This is a genomic window from Microbispora sp. CSR-4 (assembly GCF_008033685.1).
Taxonomy (GTDB): Bacteria; Actinomycetota; Actinomycetes; order Streptosporangiales; family Streptosporangiaceae; genus Microbispora.
The window spans coordinates 1-19760 of the sequence record NZ_VJVX01000050.1 but is presented as its reverse complement, the minus strand read 5'-3'; the positions used below and the strand labels follow the sequence as shown (position 1 = coordinate 19760).

Genomic DNA, 19760 nt, shown 5'->3' with positions numbered 1-19760 from the left:
TCTCGTGGGCTCAGGCGTCTTGTGGGCTCAGGCGGACTCGCGGACGACGAGCTCGGTGGGGAGGATCACCGGGTCGGCCGGGCCGCCCTTGAACAGGCCGAGCAGCAGCCGGACCATCGCGGCGGCCTGTTCGATGACCGGCTGCCTGATCGTGGTCAGCGGGGGCTCGGTGTAGCGGGCCGCCTCGATGTCGTCGAACCCGACCACGGCCACGTCGTCGGGCACCCGGCGGCCCGCCTGGCGCAGGGTCTGCAGCGCCCCGATGGCCATGAGGTCGTTGGCGACGAAGACGGCGTCGAGGTCCGGGTCGTCCTGCAGCAGGTGGCGCATGGCGACGGCGCCGGACTCACGGGTGAAGTCGCCGACGGCGACGATCGACCGCCGGTCGGACTCGCGCAGCGCGTCGCGATAACCCTTGAGCCGGTCCTGACCGCCGATCATGTCCTGCGGCCCGGCGATCGTGGCGATGCGCCGCCGTCCGCCGTCCAGCAGGTGGCGCACCGCCTTCTCCGCGCCGCCCACGTTGTCGTTGTCCACGTACGGCAGGGGCACCGGCACGGGCGGCCTGCCGTACGAGACGACGGGGACGCCCATCCGCGCGACGGCCGAGGGCAGCGGGTCGGCGCCGTGCATCGAGATCAGCATGACCCCGTCGACGTGGCCGCTGGCGATGTAGCGCTCGATCCTCGCGTGGCTCTGGGCCGAGCCGCCGAGCATGAGCACGACCTGCTTGTCGGCGGCCTCGAGCTCCACGCTGGCCGAGCGGATGACCGTGGAGAACATCGGGTCCTCCGAGAAGACCCTGGTCGGCGGCTCCGACACGACCAGCGCGATCGAGTCGGTCCGCTGGGTGACGAGGCTGCGCGCCGCCGAGTTGGGGACGTATCCCAGCTCGTCGACGGCGCGCATCACCGCATCCCTGATCTGCGGTGTCACCGTCATCTGCCCGTTGACGACCCGGGAGACGGTGGCGCGGGACACTCCCGCCCGCGCCGCTACCGCCTCCAGAGTGGGTCGTTTCATGCAGTCCCCCTTCGCCGTGCCCGGCGAGTCACGCCGCGCCGCGCGCGGTCCGGGGGCCGCTCACGACGGGCAGTGGTCGTCAGGCACTCCCCAGCCCGTTGCGTTCGATGACGTCTCGATACCACAGCGCGCTGTCCTTGGGAACGCGTCGCTGGGTCTCGAAGTCGATGTACACGATGCCGAACCTCTTGTGATAGCCGTAGGCCCACTCGAAGTTGTCCAGGAGCGACCATACGAGATAACCCCTCAGGTCCGCACCGGCGGAGATCGCGGCGTGTGCCGCCCGCAGGTGGCCGTCGAGGTAGCCGATCCGGTCGTCGTCGTGCACCTCGTCACCCGTGAGGTGGTCGTCGAAGGCCGCGCCGTTCTCCGTGACGAGCAGCCCGACCTCGGGATAGTCGCGCGACAGCCGTACGAGCAGGGTGTTGAGGCCGGACGGCTCGATGGGCCAGTCCATCGCGGTCGTCGGGCCGGTCGGCGGCTCGAACCGGATGCCCTCGGTGCCGGGGAAGGCGGGGTTCGCCGGCTCGCCGGGCGCGGCCGACACGAAGGACGGGTTGTAGTAGTTGATGCCGAGCAGGTCGATCGGCTGGTGGACGACGGCCAGGTCGCCGTCCCGGATGTGGCCGAGGCCGCCGTGGCGGGCGGCGATCTCCAGCACCTCCTCCGGGTAGCGCCCCCGCAGCGCCGGGTCGAGGAACTGCCGGTTCAGCAGCGCGTCCACGAATGCGGCCTCCTCGTGGCCGTCCGTCTGGATCACGGGAGAGAGGTTGAGGGTGAGCGCGATCTCGGCGGCCCCGGCCGCGCGCAGGGCCCGCGCCGCCAGGCCGTGAGCGGGCAGCAGGTGGTGTGCGGCGCGGAACGCGGCGGCCGGGTCGCGCCTGCCTGGGGCGTGGACGCCGGAGCAGTAACCGAGGAAGGCGGCCACCCACGGCTCGTTCAGCGTCGTCCAGGTGCGGACGCGGTCGCCGAGCCGCTCGTGCACGACGGCGGCGAAGTCGGCGAAGCGCTGCGCCGTGTCCCGCGTTGCCCAGCCGCCGGCGTCCTCCAGCGCCTGCGGCAAATCCCAGTGATACAGCGTCGGGTACGGCCTGATGCCGTGGGCGAGCAGCTCGTCCACGAGGCGGTCGTAGAAGCCGAGACCCGCGGCGTTGACCTGCCCCGCCCCGGTGGGCAGGACGCGCGGCCAGGCCACCGAGAACCGGTAGGCCGCCAGGCCCAGACCGGCCATGAGCCGTACGTCCTCGGCATAGCGGTGATAGTGGTCGCAGGCGACGTCGCCGGTGTGGCCGTCGGCGACGTTGCCCGGGACCCTGGAGAAGGTGTCCCAGATCGAGGGGCCCCTGCCGTCCTCGGCGGCGGCGCCCTCGATCTGGTAGGCCGCGGTGGCGGCGCCCCAGACGAAGCCGTCAGGGAAGATCATCGTCGACGATCCGGTCCCCCGAGTGGCCGTGGTCGTCGCCGTCATCCCTTCACAGCTCCCTGCATGATCCCTCCGATGATCTGTTTGCCGAGCAGGACGAAGACGAGCACCAGCGGCAGGGTCGCCACCGCCGTGCCCGTGAGGCCGAGCGTGAAGTCGCGCACGTAGCCGCTGGCGAGCTGCGACAGCGCCACCTGCACGGTCGGATTGTCGGGTGTGAGCACCACCAGCGGCCAGAAGTAGTCGTTCCACGCCGTCATGAACGTGAGCATGCCGAGCACCGCCGCGGCCGGCCGGGCGGCCGGGATCACGACGTGCCAGAACAGCCGGGCCGTGCTGCACCCGTCGATACGGCCCGCCTCCAGCAACTCGGTCGGCAGCGCGCGGCTCAGATACTGCGTCATGAAGAACACGCCGAACGCGTTGACCAGCGCGGGGACGATCACGGCGTACATCGTGCCGGTCCACTCCAGCTTGATCATCAGCATGTAGAGCGGGATGATGCCGAGCTGCGCCGGGACCATCATCGTCACGACCGTCATCAGCAGCAGCATGTTGCGGCCGCGGAAGCGCAGCTTGGCGAACGCGAAGCCGGCCAGGGTCGAGAAGAACATCACCGACACGGTGATCGTCCCCGCGACGACGAACGAGTTGAGCAGCGCCAGCGCGAACGGCGCGGTGTCGAAGACCCGCCGCACGTTGGCGAAGAAGTTGCCGCCCGGCAGCAGCGGCGGCGGCACCTCGGCCAGCGCCGCGTTGTCGTGCGAGGCGACGACCACGCTCCAGTAGACGGGGAACGCCGAGAAGAACGCCACCGCCACCAGGGTCAGATAGGTGAGCGGACGAGCGCGCAGCGACCTAAGCATCGAGTCCTCCACGCATGCGCCGTACGACGAGATAGTTGACGCCCACGACCACGACCACGAGCAGGAACATCACCCAGGCCGCCGCCGAGGCGTAGCCGAACTCGAAGCTGCGGAAGCCCTTCTCGTACAGGTAGAGGGCCAGGGTCTGGAACTGGCGGTCGGTGCCGCCCGTGACCGCCGCGCCGTTGCTGACCTGCGCGCCGAACAGCAGCGGCTCGGCGATGATCTGCATCGACCCGATCGTGGTGACGATGACCGTGAAGACGACGGTCGGCCGGATCATCGGGAGCGTGATGCCCCACAGCTGCCTGAGGCTGGACGCGCCGTCGAGGGTCGCCGCCTCGTAGATCTCCCTGGGCACGGCCTGCATGGCGGCGAGGTAGATGAGCGCGTTGTAGCCGGTCCACCGCCACATGATCATGACGGCGATGGCGACGTGCGAGGAGGCCACGCCCGCCTGCCAGTCGATCCGGCCGGCCCCGAGCCAGTCGAGCACCATGTTGACCAGCCCGAAGTCGCGCCCGAAGAGCTGGCTGAAGATGACGACCACGGCCACGACGCTGGTCACGTTGGGCAGCAGGAGCGTGATGCGAAACAGCGTCTGTGCCCGCAGCGGCCGGTTCAGCAGGTGCGCCAGCACGAGCGCGAGCAGCAGCTGGGGCACGGCGGACAGCACGCCGATCGACAGCGTGTTGAACGCCGCGTTCCAGAAGTAGCCGTCGGCGAACAGCGCCGCGTAGTTGTCCAGGCCGACGAAGGGGTTGTCGCTGCTCAGCAGGTTCCAGTCGTGCAGCGACACCCAGGCCGTGTAGACGAGCGGGAAGACGCCGAAGGCCGCGAAGAGCAGGAAGAACGGCGCGACGTACGCGTACGGCGAGACGTGCAGATCGAGCCGGTGCAGCGTGGAGCCCCGGCCCGACGCCGCTCGCGCGCGCGCCGGGGCGGGCGAGGCGGCCGGTGGGCCGCCGGGGGAGGGCGCCGCGGTCCGCAGGGACCCGCCCGGGGGTGATGCCATGGGAGATCCTCCTCTGGACGGGGCCCCGGCGCCGACAACCCGAGCGGATCGGATCGCCTGAGCCGATCGCCGGTCGCTGAGCCGGTCGCTGATCCGGTCGACTGGGGCCCCGCCTGCGACGGACTACTTGATGCCTTCCACGTCCTTGAGGACCTGGGCCCACGCCTCGTCGGGCGACTGCTTGCCCTGCTCGACCCGGCCGATGCCGTTGCCGATGGCCGTACGCACGTCGCCCTCGCGGGGGCCGAGGTGCTGCGGCTTGAGGTTCTTCGCGGCGTCGGAGTAGATCCTGCCGACGGGGGCGTCGTTGAAGAAGTCCTTCGTGAAGTTCTGGATGTCCGGCTGGTCGTACAGCGACGGGATCGACGGGAAGTTGCCGATCGCCTTGAACACCGCGGCCTGGTTCTGCGCCGAGGTCAGGAAGTCGATCAGCTCGGCGGCCTCCTTGGGGTGCTTGCTCTGCTTCGGCACCGTGAGATGGGAGCCGCCCGAGTTGCCCGCGCCGCCGGGCACGGTGGCGATGTCCCACTTGCCGGCCGCGTTCTTGGCCTGGTCCTGGATGTACGCCGTCATCCAGGCGGGGCAGATCACGGTCGCGAACGAGCCCTTGGCGAAGCCGGTGTTCCACTCCGGCGTGAACGCGCCGATCTCGGCGGACAGGCCGGCGTCGATCATCTGGACCGACAGGTCCCACGCCTTCTTCACGTCGGGGTTGGTGGCGACGACCACGTTGTCCTGCGCGTCGTACACGCCGACAGGGGCCTGGGCGATGATGGCCCGGAAGATCTCGCCGGGGCCGTCGAAGAACTTCGCGTCCTTGGGCGCCTTGGCGGCGAACTTCCTGCCGGTCTCGATGTACTGCTCCCAGGTGGGCCACAGGGCCGACACCTCGTCGCGCTCGCTCGGCAGCCCGGCCTTCTCGAACAGGTCGGTGCGGTAGCACATGGCCAGGCCGCCGACGTCGGTGCCGAGGCCGACGAGCGCGCCGTTGGGGGCGAGGCCCTGCTGCCACTTCCAGTCGAGATACTCGCCCTGCCGCTTGTCGAGGCCGTATTGCCGCAGGTCGTGGAACTTGTCCGGCTGCGAGGTGAACTGGCTGATGTAGCCCACCTCGATCGCCTCGACGTCGGCGGCGCCCGCGCCGGTGGCCAGGTGCGCGGCGAGGTTCGTGTGGTGGTCGGCGTACGCCGCCTGGCGCTCCTCGATCTCGACGTTCGGGTGAGTCTTCCTGAACTCCTCGTAGAGCGGCTTGAAGCCGAAGTCGCCGAAGAGCCCGACGCTGAGCTTGATCTTCTCCGTGGACTGGCCGCCGCTGGTCGTGGAGCCGGACCCGCCCCCGCCGCACGCCGTGAGCGTGAGCAGGGAGGCGGCGAGCATGGGGGCGACGAACCGGACCATCCGGCGGCCCGCGTGGGGAGTGCCCATGAACCCTCCTTGGGTTCCCGCATTTAATTGATCATGAAGAGAGCGCTCTCGCACAAGATTGGGAGTCGCTCGTGAGGGCGTCAAGGGCTGGATCAGTAACGATTCCCGTTATCTGAGGATGGTGTTACACCTGGTGGAAGCGCTCCCATGGCTATCGGCGCAGGAAGACGGCCGTCCGGTGCCGGGCATGCTCCCCGGGATGGATGAGAAAGCGTTCTCTCGCTTGGGGCGTTGCTGGAGGGATGTCCGTGCGAATCGGCGGGTGTGGCCGCGCGGCTTCAGCCGGCCGGGCGGGTCAGGGTCTCCCGATAGCGCTGCGGGCTCACGCCGTGTTCCCGCTTGAAGGCCGCGCTGAGCGCGAACGCCGTACCGTAGCCGACCCGCCGCGCCACGGCCTCCAGCGTCGCGTCCGTCTCGCGCAGCAGGTCGGCCGCCTGCGCCAGCCGCAGCCCGGTCAGATAGGCCATCGGCGGCTCGCCGACCAGCTTCGCGAACCGCTGCGCCAGCGCGGCGCGGGAGACGCCCGCCCGGCCCGCCAGCTCGGCGACCGTCCAGGGATGCGCCGGGTCGGCGTGCAGCATCCGCAGCGCCGGTCCCACCACCGGGTCGCCGTGCGCCCGATACCACCCCGGCGCCTGGGCGTCCGGCCGGGAGAACCACGTGCGCAGCACGGCGATCAGCAGCAGGTCGAGCAGGCGGTCGAGCACCACCTCCTGGCCCGGCTCGTCCTTGCCGATCTCCTTGCCGAGCAGCGTGACGAGGGAGCCGTCCCACGAGTCGCCGCGCAGCACCAGCAGCGTGGGCAGCGCGGCCAGCAGCCGCCGGGTGACCGCGCCGCGCATCTGGTAGGCGCCGACGAGCAGCACGGCCGACCCGTCCGGGTCGTTGCCCCAGGTGCGCGTGCCCAGGTCCATCTCCCCCGACAGGGCGCGGCCGTCCGGGGTGGTGCACACCTGCCCGGGGTGGATCACCACCTGCGGCGTGGTCGCCGGGTCGTCGGCGACCGTGTAGTGACCGGGGCCGCGTACGACCGCCACGTCGCCGGGCCCCACCCGTACGGACCGGTCGTCGTCGGGCATGATCCACGCCTGGTCGCGCACCATCGCGACCAGGCACAGCGGCGCCTCGTCCTGGATTCGCAGTGACCAGGGCGGGCTCAGGGTCGCCCGCAGCAGGAAGGCTCCCCGCGCCCGGGGGCCGTCGAGGAGATCGGCCAGCGCGTCCATGGCCAGATCGTAGACGGCCGCATATGCGGTCGAGCGTCTCGGCGATGTCGCCGGGAGCGGCCCGCCGGTTGACTGATCGCCATGACTACGACAGCGCACAATCCGCTCATCTCCACCGCCGGTGTCCGCGCCCGGGCCGTGGCGGAGGCGTCATGACATACCTTCTGGCCGCCGTCGCGGCGGGCCTGTCCATGCTGATGACCGCCGGGATGGCGGGCACGTTCTTCGGGTTCTCGGTCGGGGTCATGCCGGGCCTGAACGCCGCGCCGGCCTCCTCGGCGATCGACGCGATGAACGCCGTCAACATCAAGATCCAGAACCCGGTGTTCCTGGCGGCGTTCCTCCTCGCCCCGGTGGCCGCGGCGGGGGCGGGCGGCCTGCTGCTGGCCCCCCCTCGCTCCGGCGCGGCCTGGCCGTTCTTCGCGGCGGCCGCGGTGTACGTCGTCGGCGTGCTCCTGGTCACGGGCGCCGTGAACGTGCCGATGAACAACGCCCTGGCCGCCGCCGCGGCCCACGGCGACCCGGCGGAGGCCGCCGCCCGGATCTGGGCGGACTACTCGGCCCGGTGGACCACGTGGAACACCTGGCGAGCCGTGGCCGGCGGGGTGAGCCTGCTGCTCATGGCCTATGGCGCCCACCGCTGGGGCGGCGGGAGCCTCGACGGTTAACATAACCTAGGTTAATTTGGACGGGTGTACTCCGACATCGTGATCCTCCGAGGGCTGCTCAACACGCCGAAGCACGGCTACGAGATCAAGAAGTACATCGAACGCGTCACCGGCGGCCTGCTCAACAACAACACGCTCTATCCCGCCCTGCGGCGCTTCGAGCAGCGCGGTGAGATCGAGAAGGTGGCGGAGGAGACCGCCCCGGGCCGTCCGCCGAGGACCGTCTATCGGATCACCGACAAGGGGCGTGAGCGGCTGCGGGCGCTGCTGGGCACGGCCGACACGACGCTCCTGACGAAGGACGAGGAGTTCCAGGTCAGGGTGGGCCTGTTCGACCTGCTGCCCGAGCTCGACCGCCGCAGGATCATCGAGGTGCGCCGGGAGTGCGTGGAGCACTCGCTGGCGGCGCAGGAGGAGATGGCCGCGGCGGCCGGACACGAGCCGTGGGGCCTGCGCGTCCTCCGCTTCAACATCGAGCGCCACCGGCTCGAACTGGCCTGGCTGGACGAGCTGGAGGCGGCGCTCCCGCAGCGGTCGCCGTCGCCGGGGGAGTCGGCATGACGACGGGCGCCGGGGCCGGCGGGCCCACCCGCCTGATGTCGCTCGGGCTCGTCGCGGGCCCGATCCTGTCGATGGTCGACTCGTCGGTGGTCAACCTCGCGGTGCCCGACCTGACCCGCGAGCTCGGCCGGCCTCTGGACGTCGTGCAGTGGGCCGTGAGCGGCTACCTGCTCGCCCTGGCGGTCGGCCTTGGCCTGACGTCCTACCTGGCCAGAAGGTTCGGGCTGGTTCCGACGTACATCGGCAGCCTGGTCCTGTTCACGCTCGCGTCCGCCGCGTGCGCGCTGAGCCCCGACGCCGGCACGCTGATCTGCTGCAGGGCACTGCAGGGCCTGGGCGGCGCGCCGCTCGTCCCGCTGGCGATCGGCCTGCTCATCGGGGAGGGCGGAGCCGCGACGGGCGCGCGCGGCAGGGTGCCGCTCGCCGCGGGTCTCGCGTTCTTCGCGGCGCCCGCCCTCGGCGTCTCCCTGGGCGGCCTGCTGATCGGCGCGTACGGCTGGCGCTCGATCTTCCTGATCAACCTGCCGATCGGGCTGCTCGCCCTGCCCGGCGCGTTCGCGGCCTATCGGGCGGGTCTCGGCGTGCGGGGCGACCGCGCCGTACGGCCGGACCTGCCGGGGCTGGTCCTGCTGGCGACCGGACTCGGGCTGGCGACCTATGGAGTCGAACGGGTGGCGGCCCACGGCTGGGCCACCCCGTCATGGCCGGCCGGTCTGGCGCTCCTGGCCGCCTACGTGCTGTGGGCCCGCCGCCGCCCGCGGGCCGCCCTGGCGCTCGACCTGGTGCGGGACGGGGCGCGGGCGGCGACCCTCGCGCTGTGCGCGGTGTCGAGTGTCGTGCTGTTCGCCGTGCTGTTCCTCGCGCCGCTCTATCTCCAGACGATCCAGCACCACTCCAGCCTCGTCACCGGGCTCGCGCTCCTGCCGCAGGGCCTGGCCATGGGACTGTCCGCCCCGCTCGGCCAGAGGGTGGCCGAGCGGCGGTCGGTGCGGTTCGCGGTGGTGCTCGGGATGGTGCTCCTGACGGTGATGACCGGGCTGATGGCGCTGTTCACGCCGGACACGCCCGTGTGGCTCACCACGCTCGTCCTGTGCGGACGCGGCCTGGCCATCGGGTTCACGAGCCAGCCGCTGGTGATCTCGCTGCTGGGCGGCCTGGCGCCGGAACGCGTCCCCGACGCCAACACGCTGTTCAGCGTGGCGCAGCGGCTCGCGGGATCGTTCGGGATCGCCCTGCTCGTCACGTTCTTCACCACCCGCGGCGCGGCGACGGGCTCGCCGCTCACGGGCTTCCACGAGACCGCCCTGGTCCTGGCCGCGACCGCGCTGCTGGGCACGCTGGGCGCGACCAGGCTCCGCCTGCCGCAGGTCTCTTGACATCGATGGCGGGGTGCCTCCGGGTCCTCGCAGGAAGTGAATTGGAGAGCGCTCTCTCATCGCCGCCTACACCGGGTGTCGTGTGCTGAGAACGCTCTCTTGGATTTCACAGATCCTCTTGACGGGCGTGAGATTCAGAGGGGACAGTGTCGCTCAAGCGGTCCGCGATCGCGGTGCGCGGGCCCTCACGACCCTCTCCGGACACCGCCGTCCGGCCCCGCGGACGTTCGCCGTCTCCGCTGCGTGAGGCCACCCGCAACCCCCCAATCCCCCCGCCGCGACGACCGGACCGAGGAGAGAGGTACTCATGCGTGTGCTCCACTCCCCATGGCGGCGCTCGGCGCTGGCGCTGCTCGCCGTGGCCGCCGCGGTCCTGGCCCTCGCCGTACGGCCCGCCGACGCGTCGGTGCCCGCGACGCCGTCCGGCTGGTCGCTCGTCTGGTCGGATGACTTCAACGGCGCGGCCGGAACGCTTCCGTCGTCCACCAACTGGATCATCGACACCGGTCACTCGTACCCCGGAGGCCCGGGCAACTGGGGCACCGGCGAGATCCAGAACTACACGGCCGACCCGGCCAACGTCAGCCTGGACGGCTCCGGCAACCTGCGCATCACGCCGATCGGCAGCGGCCAGAACTGGACCTCCGCCCGGATCGAGACCCGCCGTACGGACTTCAAGCCGGAGGCCGGGCGGATCCTGCGGATCGAGGGCCGCATCCAGATGCCGAACGTGACGGGCAATGCCGCCCTCGGCTACTGGCCGGCCTTCTGGGCGCTGGGCTCGCCCTACCGCGGCAACTACCAGAACTGGCCGGCCATCGGCGAGTTCGACATCATGGAGAACGTCAACGGCATCAACTCGGTCTGGGGCGTGCTGCACTGCGGCGTGAACCCCGGCGGGGCGTGCGGCGAGACCAACGGCATCGGCGCCAGCCGGGCCTGCCCGGGCTCGACCTGCCAGTCGGCCTTCCACACCTACCGCTTCGAGTGGGACCGCAGCGTCACCCCCAACCAGCTCCGGTGGTACGTGGACGGCCAGCAGTTCCACAGCATCAGCCAGAGCCAGCTCGACGCCACGACGTGGTCGAACATGACCTCCCACTCCGGCTACTTCCTCCTGCTCAACGTCGCCATGGGCGGCGGCTTCCCCAACGGCGTCGCCGGGTTCTCCACGCCCACGTCCGCCACCGTGTCCGGACGGCCGATGGTGGTCGACTACGTGGCCGTGTGGCAGAGCGGCGCGACCAGCAGCCCGCCGCCGAGCTCGCCCCCGCCGACCGGCGGTGGCGTGGACGCGCGCTCTATCATCCAGGCGGAGAACTACCAGGCGCAGAGCGGCACGCAGCTTGAGGCGACCCAGGACACCGGCGGCGGGCAGAACGTCGCCTACATCTCCAACGGCGACTGGCTGCGCTTCGACGGAGTGAACTTCGGCTCGACGGCGGCGCGGCAGTTCAAGGCCAGGGTCGCCTCCGGCGCGGCGGCCGGCGTGAGCGGCCTCGTACAGGTCAGGCTCGACAGCCCGACGGCGACCCCGATCGGCGACTTCGCCGTCGCCAACACCGGCGGCTGGCAGAGCTGGACGACCGTGCCGGCCAACATCGCGCCGACGACCGGCACCCACACCGTCTACATCACCTTCAGCAGCGGCCAGCCGGCCGACTTCGTCAACCTCAACTGGTTCACGTTCGCCACGTCCTGACCCGTCACGCCGTCACGCCCAGGGCGGGGGCCGCTACCGGTCCCCGCCCACGGCCGGGCGTACGTCACTCGGTGGGCTCGACCGTCTCCGGCGACGGCGACTCCTCAGGCGTGCCGGTCTCGCCCGGCGTGGCGGGCGCCGTCGGCGTCTGCGGGGGCTGCTCCGGGGGCGCGGTGCCTCCGCCGTGCCCCGGCAGGGCCGGGCGGCTGGCGTCCGCGACGATGATCGCCCGCGGGCTGTCGCCGGTCGTGCCGATGACCCACACCTGGTCGCCCTGCTGGATCCCCTGCAGGCCCTTTGAGTCCGCGACGACCCTGGTCGACTCGTCGACCGTGTAGGTGCGGCCGTCCACCGTCACGGCGCCGCTCCGCACCGACTCCACCGCGCCGGTCTGGCTGGTGAAGGTCTGGTAGTCGCCGGCCCGGCTGCGCTGGCCGGCCGGTCCGAGATGGAGCAGCGCGAGCTCGGTCATGCCGAACTGCTCGGGACCCGACCGGAGCTGTCCCCCCTGGGCGTACGGCGTCTGGTCCTGCCCCGGTGCGCTCGCGGCGGCGAGGCCGGCTCCGGTGGCGACGGTGAGCGCCGCGGCGATTCCGAGCAGAAGCCGGGGCCGTCTGCGATGAGGTTTCGGCGGCTTGCTGGAGATGGTCATCGGTGTGCTCCCTCCACCCCGCGCCGGAGCACGACACGACCCGGTGCACATGGCACGGTGCGGCCTGGCGTGGGCGGCGCGGCTGGAATGTGCGCGCATGACGTGAGCGGACGCGACCGTGGCGCGGAACGTCCGCGGGAAGGACGCGCCGGGCGTACGCGGACGCGCATGGAGCGCGCGGCACCGCGAACCCGTCGCGGAGGGCCCGCCAGTGGCATTCCCGGCCGGGCCGTCAGGTCGATCCGTCCGGTCAGCCGCCGGCCCGCGCCGGTCGGCCCGCCTTCGGATCCCCTGGCCGCCCTACCCCATCGAGTACGGCGTTCACCACCCGCTCGGTAAAGCCATCGTCCAGAGGCAATTGCCGGAATACCACCCGCAGCCAGACCGCGCCGGCGAGCAAATCCATGATCATCATCGGGTCGGCGGAGTCGCCGAGCTCGCCGCGTTCCCGTGCCCGTTCGAAGATCGGCTGCTCCCTGGCGAACCGGTCGGCGAAGAAGCCCTTGGCCGCCTCCGCCAGCTCGGGGCTGTTGACGGCCGCGCCGAGCGCCGCGACGGCGATGTCCGCCGCCGGGGGAGTGGTCAGCAGCCAGGCCAGGCCGTCCAGCAGCGCCTGCAGGTCGCCCCGCAGGCTCCCGGTGTCGGGCACGTCGAAGTCGAGCGTCCGCGCCTCGACCAGCGCCGCGCCGAGCAGCGCGGCCTTCGACGGCCACCACCGGTAGATGGTCGTCTTGTTGACCCCCGACCGTTCGGCCACGCCCTCGATCGTCAGGCCCTCGTAGCCCTTCTCCGCCAGCAGGCTCAGTGCGGCGTTGAGGATGTCGTCCTTCTTACGTGGGGCCATGCGGGGGAGCTTACTGCAACGCACCGTTGTGTTTTAATGACATATGCAACGCAACGTTGCGTTGTGATTGGAGGAGGTGCGTCATGAGCCTGCCGGTGGTCTTCATTCACGGCATCCGGTTGAGCGGCACGATGTGGTCCCCGGTCAGGGCGCTGCTGCGGGCTCCGTCCGCCGCGCCCGACCTGCCCGGCCACGGCCGCCGCCGCGGCCTGCCGTACGACACGGAGGCGGCCTGCGACGTCGTCGCGGAGACGATCGCCGACATGGGCGGGCGGGCCCTCGTCGTAGGGCTGTCCCTCGGCGGCTACGTGGGCATCGCCACCGCGGCCCGGCATCCCGGCCTGGTCGCCGGCCTGGTCGCGATGGGCTGCACGGCCCGGCCGGACGGGCCCATGGCGGACGTCTACCGGTTCGCCGGGCGCCTGGCCGCCCGCAATCCCAGGCTCGCCGACCGGGTGAGCCGCTTCGCGCTGCGCCGGATGCTGCCCGGGGCCGCCGGCGAAGCCATGATCGAGGGCGGGCTGAGCAGCGAGGTCGTGGCGTCCGTCGTCGCGGCGGTCACGGCGGAAGACCCCCTCGCCTCGCTGGCCGCCTATCCGGGCCGGGTCTGGCTGGTGAACGGCGCCCGCGATCACTTCCGGGTCGACGAACTGGCGTTCCTGCGGGCCTGCGCCGACGGCAGCCTCTTCCACATCCAGGGCCGAGGCCATCTCACCGTGCTCGCCAACCCCGCCCGGCTGGCCCGCTTCATCGACAAGGCGGCCGAGGACGTGTCCGTCCGCGCGGCCTGATCACGCCCGTGCCGTACGCCCGGCCCCGCTCAGATCGCGCCGGGGCTCTTGGCCAGGTCCCGTACGATCTGGATCAGCTCGGCCGGGTCGAACGGCTTGGTGAGATAGGCGTCGACGCCGATGTCGTAACCCCGCCTGCGGTCGTCCTCCTGGGCACGAGCGGTGATGAGCATGACCTTGATGTGCCGGGTGCTCGGGTCCTCCCGCAGCCGCGTGGCCGTCTCCCAGCCATCAAGGCGCGGCATCATCACGTCGAGCGTGATCACATCGGGATCCACGTCATGGACGCGGTCCAAGCAGTCCTGCCCGTCGTACGCGGTCTCGACCTCGAACCCCTCCAGGGTCAGGTTGACCGCTATGAGCTGCCGGATGACCTCGTCGTCATCCACGACCAGCACGCGTCCCAGAAGCTCGCCCACGGCGGCAAAGCTAGCCAATGAGACGGGGCGGGCGCGCGGTTTTCGCTGATCTACATCCCCGCGCTCCCTGCGGGCCGTAATGATGTCACGAGGGGCCTTCAAGTCCTGGTAGCCTTATCAGCGGTTGAGCCCCCTTAGCTCAGGGGATAGAGCACCGGCCTCCGGAGCCGGGTGCGCAGGTTCGAATCCTGCAGGGGGCACCAGACCTTGACCAGCGGATCAAGCCGCTGACCAGGGCGAAGAACACAGGAACGGGCGGGCCTCCAGTCTCACGGAGTCCCGCCCGTTCTCGTTGGCGCTCGCTGGTTGTGGACCAGTTGTGGACCGGCTCTCACGGGGTCAACGCGGCCTCGATGCGGAGGTTGTTCTGCTCCTGGCGGCCGTCGAGGCACTTGGCGTAGCGCTTCAGGAGCACCTACACGCTGTTCCCCACGTGAGCGGCCCGCCTCGGACGCATCCACTCCGGCGTTGAGCCAGGCCGTCCCCGCCGTACCTGGCCTGAAGGTCTGCGGACGCGATCATCGCGATGGCCGCCGGAGGTTACGCTTGGCGCTGTGGCGGAGTTGAGTGGGGCGCAGTTGGATGCGCTGGTCGAGCAGGCCACCGTGGATGCCTATGACGACGATGAGCAGCTCTCCGCGCTCCACGTCATGATCGAGGACAATCTCGTGACGCCGTTCCGGACGACCGTCCTGGGTGTGGAGGTCACCGTCAAGAAGGTCAGGTTGCGCGAGGGGAGCGGGATCGTCGCGATCTGCGTACGGGGGCGGCACCAGCAGACGATCGGCATCCTCGATCTTCCGCTGCCGGATCCGCCGCCCCAGGGTTCTGAGTGGATAGAGGCCTACCGGCACAGGTGCCGCTGACGATGAGTGAATACCAGTACTACGAGTTCCTCGCGGTCGACCGCCCGCTGGACGCCCGGCAGCAGGCCGAGGTCCGTGCCCTGTCCACGCGGGCCCGCATCACCGCCACCGGCTTCACCAATGAGTACCACTGGGGCGCCTTCCGCGGTGATCCGCGTCGGATGATGGAGCGCTACTACGACGCCCACCTGTACGTGGCCAACTGGGGCACGCATCGGATGATGCTCCGGTTGCCGCGGGCCGTCCTGGGGTTGGACGCGGTCGAACGGTACTGCGTCGATGGCGGTGTAGAGGCGTGGGTCTTCGGCAAGCACCTCATCCTCGACTTCACCAGTGAGGACGAGGGAGGTGACTGGATCGACGGGGCCGAGGACTCGCTGCCGGCGATCATCGGGGTCCGGGCCGAGCTCGCCGCCGGTGACCTGCGCCCCCTCTACCTGGCCTGGCTGTCGGCGTTCGGTGCGTGGGAACGCGATGAGGATGCCTTCGACTACGGGTTCGAAGACGAGCTCGAACCGCCGGTGCCGGCAGGTCTGGGCTCGCTCAGCGCACCGCAGCGGGCGCTGGCCGACTTCCTGCGTCTCGATGCCGACCTGCTCGCGGTCGCGGCCGAGGCGAGCCCATCTCTTGCGACCGATCGTGATGACCCGCGAGAGCTGGCCACCTGGATCGAGAACCTGCCGGTCAAGGAGAAGGACCGCTTGCTGGTGCGGGTCGTGCGGGACGAGACCGCACAGGTACGGATGGAGCTGCTGCGCCGGTTTCGCGGCGCACCGAAGGCCGGGGCGGAGAGCGGAGACGGTGGCCGCACCGTGGCCGAACTGCTGGATGGCGCGGCCGAACGGCGCGCGGAGCGAGAGCGGCAGGCCAAGGCACGGCGGGCGGGGGAGGAGGCCCGCCGTGAGCGGGAGCGGGCCGCGGCCCGGGAGGAGCGGCTGGCGGCGCTGGCCCGTGACGAGGACACGGCCTGGGAACGCGTCGACAAGTTGATCTTCACTCGGAAGCCGGGCGAATACGACGCGGCCGTCGACCTTCTGGTGGATCTGCGGACTCTGGCTGAGCGTGTCGCTCGGCTGGAGGAGTTCACGCGGCGGCTCACGTCGCTGCGCCGGGAACACTCGCGTAAGCCCAGCCTCATGGAGCGTCTCGATCGAGCGGGGCTCGTCGACCGGGTCAGGTCCTGAGAGGTTCAGCCCGCACCGGAGACGGAGAGCACCCTCGGACCTACGTGGTTCGGGGGTTTCTTCGTGTACGGGGGTTGGTAGTCGCGGGTGGAATCGATGGTCGGCTCGCGGAGCGGACGTCTAGTCTGGACGGCCGTCGGTCAGGTGGATGCGACGGAGCCCCGGGCTGAAGGCGGCGACGTGATCGGCGGTGCCGTGGTGCTCTTTCGAGGGCGTGAAGCGGCCTTCGCTGACCGCGACGTCGTATGCGCCGCCGAACGGGTACTCGGTCAGGATCCCGGACACCTCGTGCTGGCCTGCCCAGGCGAGTCCGGTGTCCAGCGTCTCGAACACGCCGGAGGCGTATCGGGCGTCGTAACCGTGGAAGATCCAGACGACTGGCCTGCGCGGACTGCGCTGGTCGGCGGTGGGCCTGCGGCGCAGGCCCTCGGGCGTGAACGAGAAGGCGTCGGGGAAGGGGCCCGGCCGATGACGTACGGCGAGCAGCACCGGTTCGGGGTGCACACCCCGCAAACGGGCTGCGAAGGCGTTCCACAGGTGCAGGCAGATCAGGTCGTCGTCGTGATCGGCGGTCGTGTAGGCGAGGGTCTTGGGGAAGTACGGGTTTGTACCGCCGATCCACAGCGACGGGGGCCCGAACGTCTCGATGACCTCCGACAGCGTGCGGTCCTGCGTCACCCACCCGCCGATGTCGCCGCGCAACCGCTGGAACTCCGCCGCCGACAGCGCCCGATCCAGCTCCAGCCAGCCGAGACGATGAGCGATCTCGGCGTAGACGGAGGCCGTGGCCTCCCGCAGGGCGTCGGCGGGCAGGATGTCGCTGTAAGCGCCCATGACGCCCGTCGCGGTGGATGCGTGGCTTTCGTCTAGCCGATCGCACTCCGCCTGCCACCGCTCCAGGCTCCCGTCCACGGCGGCCATCGCCTCCAGCAGAAGGAGTTCGGGTATCTCATCCCTGCCGAACATGCCGGGGCGGCGAAGCACGTGGTTCACCTGATTCAGGTGATGTCGGCGCGCCTCATCCACAGGGGAATCCATTGCTCATCGCATCCGATCATGACACGCCACCGCGAGGTGCCTCAAAGCGTTCGAGGATCCAGCGGAGCTGATGCACCTGCTGGGCGCCGATCAGCGGCTCGGCTGCGTCGACCAACCGGCCGAGGAGGAGTGTCATCTCCTTGGTCGGCGCGTTGTAGGCGGTCGCGGCGCCGCGGCGTGCCCAGTCGTTCAGGTCGGCGTGTGCCCGGTGGCCGAGCTCCACGTCGCGGGTGACCAGTAGGTGGAGGTCGACGTGAACACGGGTCCAGGTGTCCTTTGCCCGGAGCTGCTCATAGGCCCCCAGCCGAACATGCGGCGGTGATTCGGCGGCCAGCAGTTCCCACAGCCGTACGGCCGGCACGGCGGCGGGCTCGCCGCGCAACGCCTGCTTGACCGCGCGGACGACCACTGGGGCAGGATCGGCGAGCATTCCGGCGATCCTGACGGGGGATCCGCCCAGGCGGCGGACGGCGCGTACGGCCGCCGCCCGCATCCGGGGACTCGGGTGCTCCAGGAAAGGCAGGAGTATGTCCACATCCTGACGCGTGCCGCATTCGCCGAGGCCGGCGACCAGCGCACGAGCCCGGCCGGCCGGTGGGTCGTCAGCCAGGGCGTTCCGGTAGATCGCGGCGGGATCGCGGCCCGCGCGGCGGACCGCCCACTGCGCGGTGGCGCGCGTCATCGCCGATCGATGCGTCAGATGGGCCTCACCGGCTTCAGGGCGGCCGAGCTTCACCAGGGCGGTGAGCGCCTCGATCCCGACCTTCGCGCTTCCCTCCCTCAGCAACCTTTCCAGCACGTCGAGGCGCCGATCTCGGACGGCGTCGGCCACGAGCCGTTCCGCGCACAGGAGCCGGCAGACCACATCCCGTTCGTTCAGGGCGGCACGCATGACCTCTTCGTGCCGGGAACGGCCGGATTCCAGCCACAACCGGTACGCCAGACGCCGCACCCCGATGTCCTGGTGCGTACGGGCCGACGCCGGCACGCCGTCCGAGGCCGCCCGCAGCGCCTCCGCGACGGCCTCCACGGCATGCCCACCACGCGCCCACGATCCGATCGCAGTGGCGACACTCGCCGCCGCCAGCAACGCCGATGTCTCCGCCGACTTCAAAGCGGCGGTCAGCGACATGCGTGCGCGCTCACGCACCTGCGGCACCCAATCGGCGGTCCGCAGCACCAGGACGGGCAGCAGCAACCCGTCCGCAGCCGTGGCCAGGCCCGCGACCGCCGACTCCCTTTGGTGGCCGTCCCACGAACAGCCGGCCACCAGGGACGACAGCCGCTCGTCCTCCGGCAGCCGGGCCTTCGTCGCATGCCCGCCGTACGTCACCGCCGTCGTACGCAGTGCCCGGTCGAGCCCGATCCAGGTCTTCGCCCCGGCCACCGACAACATCGCCAGAACCTCGTCCGCCGGCTCCCGCCCGGCGGCGGCTGCGGCGACCCGCGTCGCCAGCCGGCCATACCCGGGAGCGTGGAACTCCCGGACCACGTGGATGGTCCCCGCCAGATGAGCGTTGAACTCCTCCAGCTCCTCCGCCGGAACCCACAGCTCCAGGATGGTCCGGCCGCCCGCCTGCCGCACCGGATAGCGGCGTGCGAAGTCGGCGTCGACCTCGAAACGTGTGACGAAACCGGCCCCCGACGCCGGGACGTTCCAGTCACGAGCGATCTTGATCGCGTACGCCTCGTTCAGCACGGGATAGAAAATCGGCTGATCGGGCAGCCGAGGCGGCCAGGCCCGCCACCCCGAGGCATGCACCAGCGCCAGCTCCGCGGGTCCCACCGGGCGCCACAACCTCAGCGTGGCCCGCCGGCCCGTACGCGGTCCGCTCTGCTTGCCGTTCACGAGAACCGAGTCTCACGATCCCGCCGGGCTCTGGCCACTGAATAACGAGCGGGCATCGCTGCCGCATACCTTGCGACGTGAGATCGACAATGGCAGCATGCGCCGATGCACCCATTACGGCTGATCGAATCGGTCCCGGGAAAATACTCGCTGTTGCTGGACGCGGGAACCACTCAGGTTGACGACGTCATCGAGGAGCTCGGTCACACGCCGAACGGATATTTCTGGGAAGGTGTCGCGCAGCTGCTCGTCAGCACCGAGGCCCCCGCTTTGGAAGGCCGGTTCTCCTACGACCCCGAAGGCGGCATGTTCTGCGCGTACGGAGCGGACCGGAGCGCGCTGGAGGAATTGGGCACTCGTATGGCGGCCGTCGCGGCGGACGCCGACCGCATGCGGCGGCTCGTCACAGCCGCCGAGGCGGACGGGTTCGAGTTCGACGACTGACCCGCCCCGTCTGCCGGCTGCTCGATTCGGCGTACGACCCACGCCCATGCGCTGGGCCGAGCGGTCAGCGGCAGGGGAGGGAATCGCGGGCGTCGGCGGGGTGGGCCGCGGGCGGTGCGTGTACGACCGCCCGCGGCCTGGAGGGAACCTCACATCAGCTGTGCAGGCTCCACTGCTGGTTCGTGCCGCCGTTGCACGACCACAGAATGATCTTTGTGCCGTTGGCGGTGGCGGCGCCGTTGGCGTCCAGGCACAACCCGGACTGCACACCGGTGATGGTGCCGTTCGAGTTGAGGTTCCACTGCTGGTTGGTCTGGCCGTTGCAGTCCCAGATGATCACCTGGGTGCCGTTCGTGGTGCCCTGGTTGTACGCGTCCAGGCACTTGTT

20 protein-coding genes, 1 tRNA gene and 1 pseudogene are annotated in these 19760 nt (G+C 70.7%); 9 read left to right on the top strand and 13 right to left on the bottom strand.

Annotation, left to right across the window (positions count from 1 at the left end; all coding sequences use genetic code 11):
• Positions 1–27 precede the first annotated feature (27 nt).
• The 6 genes from FLV34_RS29640 to FLV34_RS29615 form a co-directional block, all read right to left on the bottom strand.
• On the bottom strand, positions 28–1023 hold the full coding sequence (locus FLV34_RS29640) for a LacI family DNA-binding transcriptional regulator (RefSeq protein WP_142649288.1): 996 nt from the start codon (positions 1021–1023) through the stop codon (positions 28–30).
• A 79-nt stretch (positions 1024–1102) separates the two neighbouring features.
• Positions 1103–2491, bottom strand: a complete 1389-nt coding sequence (locus FLV34_RS29635) for a GH1 family beta-glucosidase (protein ID WP_261985954.1) — start codon at positions 2489–2491, stop codon at positions 1103–1105.
• Positions 2488–3312 (bottom strand): carbohydrate ABC transporter permease, encoded by an 825-nt coding sequence (locus tag FLV34_RS29630; RefSeq protein WP_142649289.1) that lies wholly within the window; start codon positions 3310–3312, stop codon positions 2488–2490. The genes FLV34_RS29635 and FLV34_RS29630 overlap by 4 nt, the downstream gene beginning before the upstream one ends.
• Positions 3305–4327, bottom strand: a complete 1023-nt coding sequence (locus FLV34_RS29625) for a carbohydrate ABC transporter permease (RefSeq protein WP_142649290.1) — start codon at positions 4325–4327, stop codon at positions 3305–3307. Before FLV34_RS29625 ends, FLV34_RS29630 begins: the two co-directional genes overlap by 8 nt.
• A gap of 123 nt (positions 4328–4450) precedes the next feature.
• A complete protein-coding gene (locus tag FLV34_RS29620) occupies positions 4451–5752 on the bottom strand; it encodes an ABC transporter substrate-binding protein (protein ID WP_147944660.1) in 1302 nt (433 codons plus the stop codon).
• Between the two features lie 278 nt (positions 5753–6030).
• Positions 6031–6978 (bottom strand): AraC family transcriptional regulator, encoded by a 948-nt coding sequence (locus FLV34_RS29615; protein ID WP_142649292.1) that lies wholly within the window; start codon positions 6976–6978, stop codon positions 6031–6033.
• Positions 6979–7130: 152 nt separating this feature from the next.
• Between FLV34_RS29615 and FLV34_RS29610 the strand changes: the two genes are divergently transcribed.
• The 4 genes from FLV34_RS29610 (at position 7131) to FLV34_RS29595 (ending at position 11285) form a co-directional block, all read left to right on the top strand.
• Positions 7131–7646: an anthrone oxygenase family protein gene (locus tag FLV34_RS29610; RefSeq protein ID WP_147944659.1), complete on the top strand. Its 516-nt coding sequence runs from the start codon at positions 7131–7133 to the stop codon at positions 7644–7646.
• 24 nt (positions 7647–7670) lie between these two features.
• The gene (locus FLV34_RS29605) at positions 7671–8207 is read left to right on the top strand and encodes a PadR family transcriptional regulator (RefSeq protein ID WP_142649294.1); all 537 of its coding nucleotides are present in this window, start codon (positions 7671–7673) and stop codon (positions 8205–8207) included.
• Positions 8204–9583 (top strand): DHA2 family efflux MFS transporter permease subunit, encoded by a 1380-nt coding sequence (locus tag FLV34_RS29600; RefSeq protein ID WP_142649295.1) that lies wholly within the window; start codon positions 8204–8206, stop codon positions 9581–9583. Before FLV34_RS29605 ends, FLV34_RS29600 begins: the two co-directional genes overlap by 4 nt.
• Before the next feature lie 307 nt (positions 9584–9890).
• Positions 9891–11285, top strand: coding sequence for a glycoside hydrolase family 16 protein (locus FLV34_RS29595; RefSeq protein ID WP_142649296.1), 1395 nt, complete (start codon positions 9891–9893; stop codon positions 11283–11285).
• Between the two features lie 64 nt (positions 11286–11349).
• Here the strand turns inward: FLV34_RS29595 and FLV34_RS29590 are convergent, their stop codons facing one another.
• Entirely contained in the window at positions 11350–11937 is a 588-nt protein-coding gene (locus tag FLV34_RS29590; RefSeq protein WP_147944658.1) for a DUF5666 domain-containing protein, read from the bottom strand.
• A 250-nt stretch (positions 11938–12187) separates the two neighbouring features.
• The gene (locus FLV34_RS29585; protein ID WP_142649298.1) at positions 12188–12781 is read right to left on the bottom strand and encodes a TetR/AcrR family transcriptional regulator; all 594 of its coding nucleotides are present in this window, start codon (positions 12779–12781) and stop codon (positions 12188–12190) included.
• An 83-nt stretch (positions 12782–12864) separates the two neighbouring features.
• On the opposite strand from FLV34_RS29585, the gene FLV34_RS29580 reads away from it, so the two are divergent.
• Positions 12865–13572, top strand: coding sequence for an alpha/beta fold hydrolase (locus tag FLV34_RS29580; RefSeq protein ID WP_142649299.1), 708 nt, complete (start codon positions 12865–12867; stop codon positions 13570–13572).
• A gap of 29 nt (positions 13573–13601) precedes the next feature.
• Here the strand turns inward: FLV34_RS29580 and FLV34_RS29575 are convergent, their stop codons facing one another.
• On the bottom strand, positions 13602–13991 hold the full coding sequence (locus tag FLV34_RS29575) for a response regulator transcription factor (RefSeq protein ID WP_261985953.1): 390 nt from the start codon (positions 13989–13991) through the stop codon (positions 13602–13604).
• Positions 13992–14119: 128 nt separating this feature from the next.
• Here FLV34_RS29575 and FLV34_RS29570 point away from each other — a divergent pair.
• The 3 genes from FLV34_RS29570 to FLV34_RS29560 all read left to right on the top strand — a co-directional run bounded on the left by FLV34_RS29570 (position 14120) and on the right by FLV34_RS29560 (position 16041).
• Positions 14120–14194, top strand: a tRNA-Arg gene (locus tag FLV34_RS29570).
• A 351-nt stretch (positions 14195–14545) separates the two neighbouring features.
• The gene (locus FLV34_RS29565) at positions 14546–14857 is read left to right on the top strand and encodes a hypothetical protein (protein ID WP_142649300.1); all 312 of its coding nucleotides are present in this window, start codon (positions 14546–14548) and stop codon (positions 14855–14857) included.
• A 2-nt stretch (positions 14858–14859) separates the two neighbouring features.
• Positions 14860–16041: a hypothetical protein gene (locus FLV34_RS29560; RefSeq protein WP_147944657.1), complete on the top strand. Its 1182-nt coding sequence runs from the start codon at positions 14860–14862 to the stop codon at positions 16039–16041.
• A gap of 120 nt (positions 16042–16161) precedes the next feature.
• Here the strand turns inward: FLV34_RS29560 and FLV34_RS29555 are convergent, their stop codons facing one another.
• The 3 genes and pseudogenes from FLV34_RS29555 to FLV34_RS29550 form a co-directional block, all read right to left on the bottom strand.
• Positions 16162–17034 carry a hypothetical protein gene (locus FLV34_RS29555; protein WP_147944656.1) on the bottom strand — a complete coding sequence of 291 codons (873 nt, stop codon included), beginning with the start codon at positions 17032–17034 and terminating at the stop codon, positions 16162–16164.
• 61 nt (positions 17035–17095) lie between these two features.
• A complete protein-coding gene (locus FLV34_RS43460) occupies positions 17096–17761 on the bottom strand; it encodes a HEAT repeat domain-containing protein (protein ID WP_328710914.1) in 666 nt (221 codons plus the stop codon).
• A 795-nt stretch (positions 17762–18556) separates the two neighbouring features.
• A pseudogene (locus tag FLV34_RS29550) lies at positions 18557–18865 on the bottom strand (ADP-ribosylation/crystallin J1); the annotation flags it as partial.
• A gap of 168 nt (positions 18866–19033) precedes the next feature.
• Between FLV34_RS29550 and FLV34_RS29545 the strand changes: the two are divergent.
• Complete coding sequence (locus FLV34_RS29545) at positions 19034–19372, top strand: Imm51 family immunity protein (protein ID WP_147944655.1); 339 nt, start codon at positions 19034–19036, stop codon at positions 19370–19372.
• Positions 19373–19526: 154 nt separating this feature from the next.
• Here FLV34_RS29545 and FLV34_RS29540 read toward each other — a convergent pair.
• On the bottom strand, positions 19527–19760 hold a 234-nt coding region (locus FLV34_RS29540; RefSeq protein ID WP_147944654.1), incomplete at its 5' end, for an RICIN domain-containing protein.

Coding starts and splice junctions, on each gene's coding strand:
- FLV34_RS29640 (WP_142649288.1), bottom strand. CDS start 1,023: ATGAAACGACCCACTCTGGAGGCGGTAGCGGCGCGGGCGGGAGTGTCC.
- FLV34_RS29635 (WP_261985954.1), bottom strand. CDS start 2,491: ATGACGGCGACGACCACGGCCACTCGGGGGACCGGATCGTCGACGATG.
- FLV34_RS29630 (WP_142649289.1), bottom strand. CDS start 3,312: ATGCTTAGGTCGCTGCGCGCTCGTCCGCTCACCTATCTGACCCTGGTG.
- FLV34_RS29625 (WP_142649290.1), bottom strand. CDS start 4,327: ATGGCATCACCCCCGGGCGGGTCCCTGCGGACCGCGGCGCCCTCCCCC.
- FLV34_RS29620 (WP_147944660.1), bottom strand. CDS start 5,752: ATGGGCACTCCCCACGCGGGCCGCCGGATGGTCCGGTTCGTCGCCCCC.
- FLV34_RS29615 (WP_142649292.1), bottom strand. CDS start 6,978: ATGGACGCGCTGGCCGATCTCCTCGACGGCCCCCGGGCGCGGGGAGCC.
- FLV34_RS29610 (WP_147944659.1), top strand. CDS start 7,131: ATGACATACCTTCTGGCCGCCGTCGCGGCGGGCCTGTCCATGCTGATG.
- FLV34_RS29600 (WP_142649295.1), top strand. CDS start 8,204: ATGACGACGGGCGCCGGGGCCGGCGGGCCCACCCGCCTGATGTCGCTC.
- FLV34_RS29595 (WP_142649296.1), top strand. CDS start 9,891: ATGCGTGTGCTCCACTCCCCATGGCGGCGCTCGGCGCTGGCGCTGCTC.
- FLV34_RS29590 (WP_147944658.1), bottom strand. CDS start 11,937: ATGACCATCTCCAGCAAGCCGCCGAAACCTCATCGCAGACGGCCCCGG.
- FLV34_RS29585 (WP_142649298.1), bottom strand. CDS start 12,781: ATGGCCCCACGTAAGAAGGACGACATCCTCAACGCCGCACTGAGCCTG.
- FLV34_RS29580 (WP_142649299.1), top strand. CDS start 12,865: ATGAGCCTGCCGGTGGTCTTCATTCACGGCATCCGGTTGAGCGGCACG.
- FLV34_RS29560 (WP_147944657.1), top strand. CDS start 14,860: ATGAGTGAATACCAGTACTACGAGTTCCTCGCGGTCGACCGCCCGCTG.
- FLV34_RS43460 (WP_328710914.1), bottom strand. CDS start 17,761: ATGACGCGCGCCACCGCGCAGTGGGCGGTCCGCCGCGCGGGCCGCGAT.
- FLV34_RS29545 (WP_147944655.1), top strand. CDS start 19,034: ATGCACCCATTACGGCTGATCGAATCGGTCCCGGGAAAATACTCGCTG.